The 2,810-nt window shown below is 50.7% G+C and carries 5 protein-coding genes and 1 pseudogene; 2 read left to right on the forward strand and 4 right to left on the reverse strand.

What is annotated here, in order from left to right:
- Positions 1 to 753 (forward strand): RNA-guided endonuclease InsQ/TnpB family protein (locus tag BP727_RS10695; RefSeq protein ID WP_286858769.1); only part of this gene is annotated, 753 nt, incomplete at its 5' end.
- Positions 754 to 957: 204 nt separating this feature from the next.
- Here BP727_RS10695 and BP727_RS10700 read toward each other — a convergent pair.
- Together BP727_RS10700 and BP727_RS10705 are read right to left on the reverse strand one after the other, a co-directional pair.
- Positions 958 to 1,386 carry a hypothetical protein gene (locus BP727_RS10700; RefSeq protein WP_013719012.1) on the reverse strand — a complete coding sequence of 143 codons (429 nt, stop codon included), beginning with the start codon at positions 1,384 to 1,386 and terminating at the stop codon, positions 958 to 960.
- Between the two features lie 73 nt (positions 1,387 to 1,459).
- On the reverse strand, positions 1,460 to 1,999 hold the full coding sequence (locus BP727_RS10705) for a peptidylprolyl isomerase (RefSeq protein ID WP_286858771.1): 540 nt from the start codon (positions 1,997 to 1,999) through the stop codon (positions 1,460 to 1,462).
- Between the two features lie 6 nt (positions 2,000 to 2,005).
- Here BP727_RS10705 and BP727_RS10710 point away from each other — a divergent pair, with 6 nt between their 5' ends.
- The gene (locus tag BP727_RS10710; RefSeq protein ID WP_286858772.1) at positions 2,006 to 2,140 is read left to right on the forward strand and encodes a hypothetical protein; all 135 of its coding nucleotides are present in this window, start codon (positions 2,006 to 2,008) and stop codon (positions 2,138 to 2,140) included.
- A gap of 11 nt (positions 2,141 to 2,151) precedes the next feature.
- On the opposite strand, the gene BP727_RS10715 is transcribed toward BP727_RS10710, so the two are convergent.
- The gene (locus BP727_RS10715; RefSeq protein ID WP_013719009.1) at positions 2,152 to 2,406 is read right to left on the reverse strand and encodes a PRC-barrel domain-containing protein; all 255 of its coding nucleotides are present in this window, start codon (positions 2,404 to 2,406) and stop codon (positions 2,152 to 2,154) included.
- A gap of 95 nt (positions 2,407 to 2,501) precedes the next feature.
- Positions 2,502 to 2,810 (reverse strand): annotated as a pseudogene (locus tag BP727_RS10720) (ATPase); the annotation flags it as partial.

Genomic DNA, 2,810 nt, shown 5'->3' on the forward strand with positions numbered 1-2,810 from the left:
ATTGGTAATATCAAGATCAAGCTACATAGACCCATTGAAGGCAAGATCAAGCGACTAACCGTAAGGAGAGCCGCGACAGGTAAATGGTTTGCATGCTTCACCGTCGAGATGGAAGATCAACCTAAGCCCCCCTGGAAAGACGGTTCTCTCGTCGGTGTAGATGTTGGCCTTGAGAGCTTCGCCACCTTTTCTAACGGCGAGAAGATCGCTAATCCTAGATTCTTCCGAGAAGAGGAAAAGGAACTCACCAGAGTTCAAAGGAAGCTCTCAAAAGCACCGAAAGGTACTCTGGAGAGGAGATCCGCCTCGAAGGTCGTTGAACGGGTCCATGAGAGGATCGCTAACAAGAGATATGAATTTGCTCATCAGGTTAGCCGGGATCTGGTTAACAGGTTCGGATTGATCGCTTTTGAAGATCTTAGTATTCAAAATATGCTCAAAAACCATTGCCTGGCAAAATCCATCTCAGACGTGGCTTGGAATATGCTTGTGACTCTGACCTCGTACAAGGCTGCAAGTGCCGGTTCGGTGGTGATCCTGGTAGATCCAAGAAATACATCTAAGATGTGTTCCAGGTGTGGCATTCTGGTTGAAAAGACGCTTTCTGATCGCGTCCATAACTGCCCTCATTGCGGGCTTTCGGTGGATCGAGATTGGAATGCGGCAATCAATATACTCAGATTGGGACTACAATCTGTCGGAATCAAAACCGTAGAAGCCTGCCCCTTTAAGGGGGCGGGAGTGGTCACGTAATAAGCATAAATCTGTTCCCCGGACTCACCATTCACGAGAGTGTTGCTGAAGGCAAATCCCAGTATGGTATCCTTGGGATGAACAATGGCCTGCACAACTGCCCTATCTGCCAGGTTGGACACGCATGCCAGGGCTTGAATCAGCCGGTCTTTCGATACCGCAAATTCTGCCAATAGATTGGACTTGACCATGATAATTCTCCTCTCAATATAGTCTGCGAGCCAAATATCCACTGGAGAGGTAGTCTGGGGGATAGTAGTAGCTGCTGGGGTAGATGCTGCCAAACAAGTAAGGATAATTGTATCCAGGATACCATCCGCTTGCGTATGGATATTTCCATCCCGCCCAATAGCCTGTGCCGTTTTCTGACTTCCAGATATAGCGCAGATCTGGTATCAGGTAGCCATTGACCGCCATGCTTCCTTTCGGGCCGCCGCCCCAATTCCACAGGTCGCTATATGTGCTCTTCGCAGGTTGAGCACTTAATTGGCCAATGTTGCCCAGCCACGCCCTGCCAAAATCGCCACCCACATATGGTGCAGAGCTTGAGCCTTGTGCATAGCAGCTCCCGGCCAATGCGATTACCATTAGCGATAGCATTAGCAATGCGATCATTGATGTAGCTATTTTCATTCCAACTCTCCACTTTATAATAGTCGACAGAGCGATAAAAGGCTTTTGATGCAATATATCGAAAAAATAAAGATCAAGCGATCACTTTTGCGCTCATGATCTTGACCTCTTTTGCCGGCCGGTCCATGGCACCGGTCTGGACCTTACTGATCTTGTCCACCACATCCATTCCCTCGATCACCTTGCCGAAGGCGGGATGCTTGTCGTCCAAGAAATTGTTGTCCACCAGGTTGATGAAGAACTGGCTGCCCCCGGTGTTGGGCCCGGCATTGGCCATGGCAATGGTCCCCCGATCGTTTCGATTATTATCAGTGAACTCGTCTTCGATGGTGTAGCCCGGTCCACCCATGCCCGTTCCCTCGGGATCTCCGCCCTGAATCATGAAGCCGTCTATGATTCGGTGGAAGATCACCCCATCGTAAAAGCCCTTCTCGACCAGACTCAAGAAGTTACCTGTGGTGATGGGCATGTCGCTATAGAGCTGAATTGTGATGTTGCCCATGCTGGTCTCCAAAAGGACCTTTGCACCTTCATCCTCTTCGCCAAGGCAGCCTGCCTGGACCACGGCGAGCACAAGGATGCCGATGGCCAAATAAGATCTAAGTCGCATCATCGAAAAATGGAGGACCTAAGAAGAAATAAGCTTTCCGGAGAGCAGAGAGTGGTGCTGAAGAACTCTGGCTGTGTCCAGATGAGCGCTATGAGTCAGGGAATATGTGCAAAGATACGTTTTAAGGCAAAGAAAAGGAATTGAGCCCCAGCCTCCTACTTTTTCATAGCCCGGCTCTCATCCACTACGATGTAGTCTTTGACCGCCACCACTGAGCTGAATGGTATCAGCACAAACTTGCCGTCCTCTCGGTACTTGCTGCGATCAAGGCCCGAGTTTGGCTTTACCACCAGGTCCACCAGCTTGCCGGTCATGACCTCGTAGATAATGTTCTCCAGATCTCCCAGGACTGTGCCATCGATGTTTACGATCTCTTTATCTCCAATGCTTCCCGCGAACACCTTTCCCATGCCCCTAAAACCCTCCTCTCCAATTTAATTGTCAAGACTTGAGCATCAATTCAAGCATCATGCACAGATTCAAGCCATCATTCTATTCCGCCAGGCTACCGGTAGCCAGCGAGCGAAGCCGGCTCAACCTTGATTCCGCCCTTAAACCTCTCGCCGATGCGCTCATAGTAACTGAGCATATGCTCCTCCACGCTCGGCCTCACCTTCTTCAAAGCCTCCCGGTAGTGTCTCATCTCCACCCGGTCCAGCCCTTCCCGCAGAGCAAGCATGGCCGCCTCCCGGCAGAGGTTGTCCAGATCTGAGCCCACATAGCCATCGGTCAATTCCGCCAGCTCCTCCAGGCTCACATCCTCTCCTTTGGGCGTCCTGGAGGCGTGGATCTTGAGGATCTCATGCCTCCCCTG

Source organism: Methanosaeta sp. UBA356, assembly GCF_002496465.1.
Classification (GTDB): domain Archaea; phylum Halobacteriota; class Methanosarcinia; order Methanotrichales; family Methanotrichaceae; genus Methanothrix; species Methanothrix soehngenii.

Bases quoted from the DNA above. Each gene is read 5' to 3' on its own strand.
- BP727_RS10700 (WP_013719012.1), bottom strand. From the start codon at position 1,386: ATGAAAATAGCTACATCAATGATCGCATTGCTAATGCTATCGCTAATG.
- BP727_RS10705 (WP_286858771.1), bottom strand. From the start codon at position 1,999: ATGATGCGACTTAGATCTTATTTGGCCATCGGCATCCTTGTGCTCGCC.
- BP727_RS10710 (WP_286858772.1), top strand. From the start codon at position 2,006: ATGGAGGACCTAAGAAGAAATAAGCTTTCCGGAGAGCAGAGAGTGGTG.
- BP727_RS10715 (WP_013719009.1), bottom strand. From the start codon at position 2,406: ATGGGAAAGGTGTTCGCGGGAAGCATTGGAGATAAAGAGATCGTAAAC.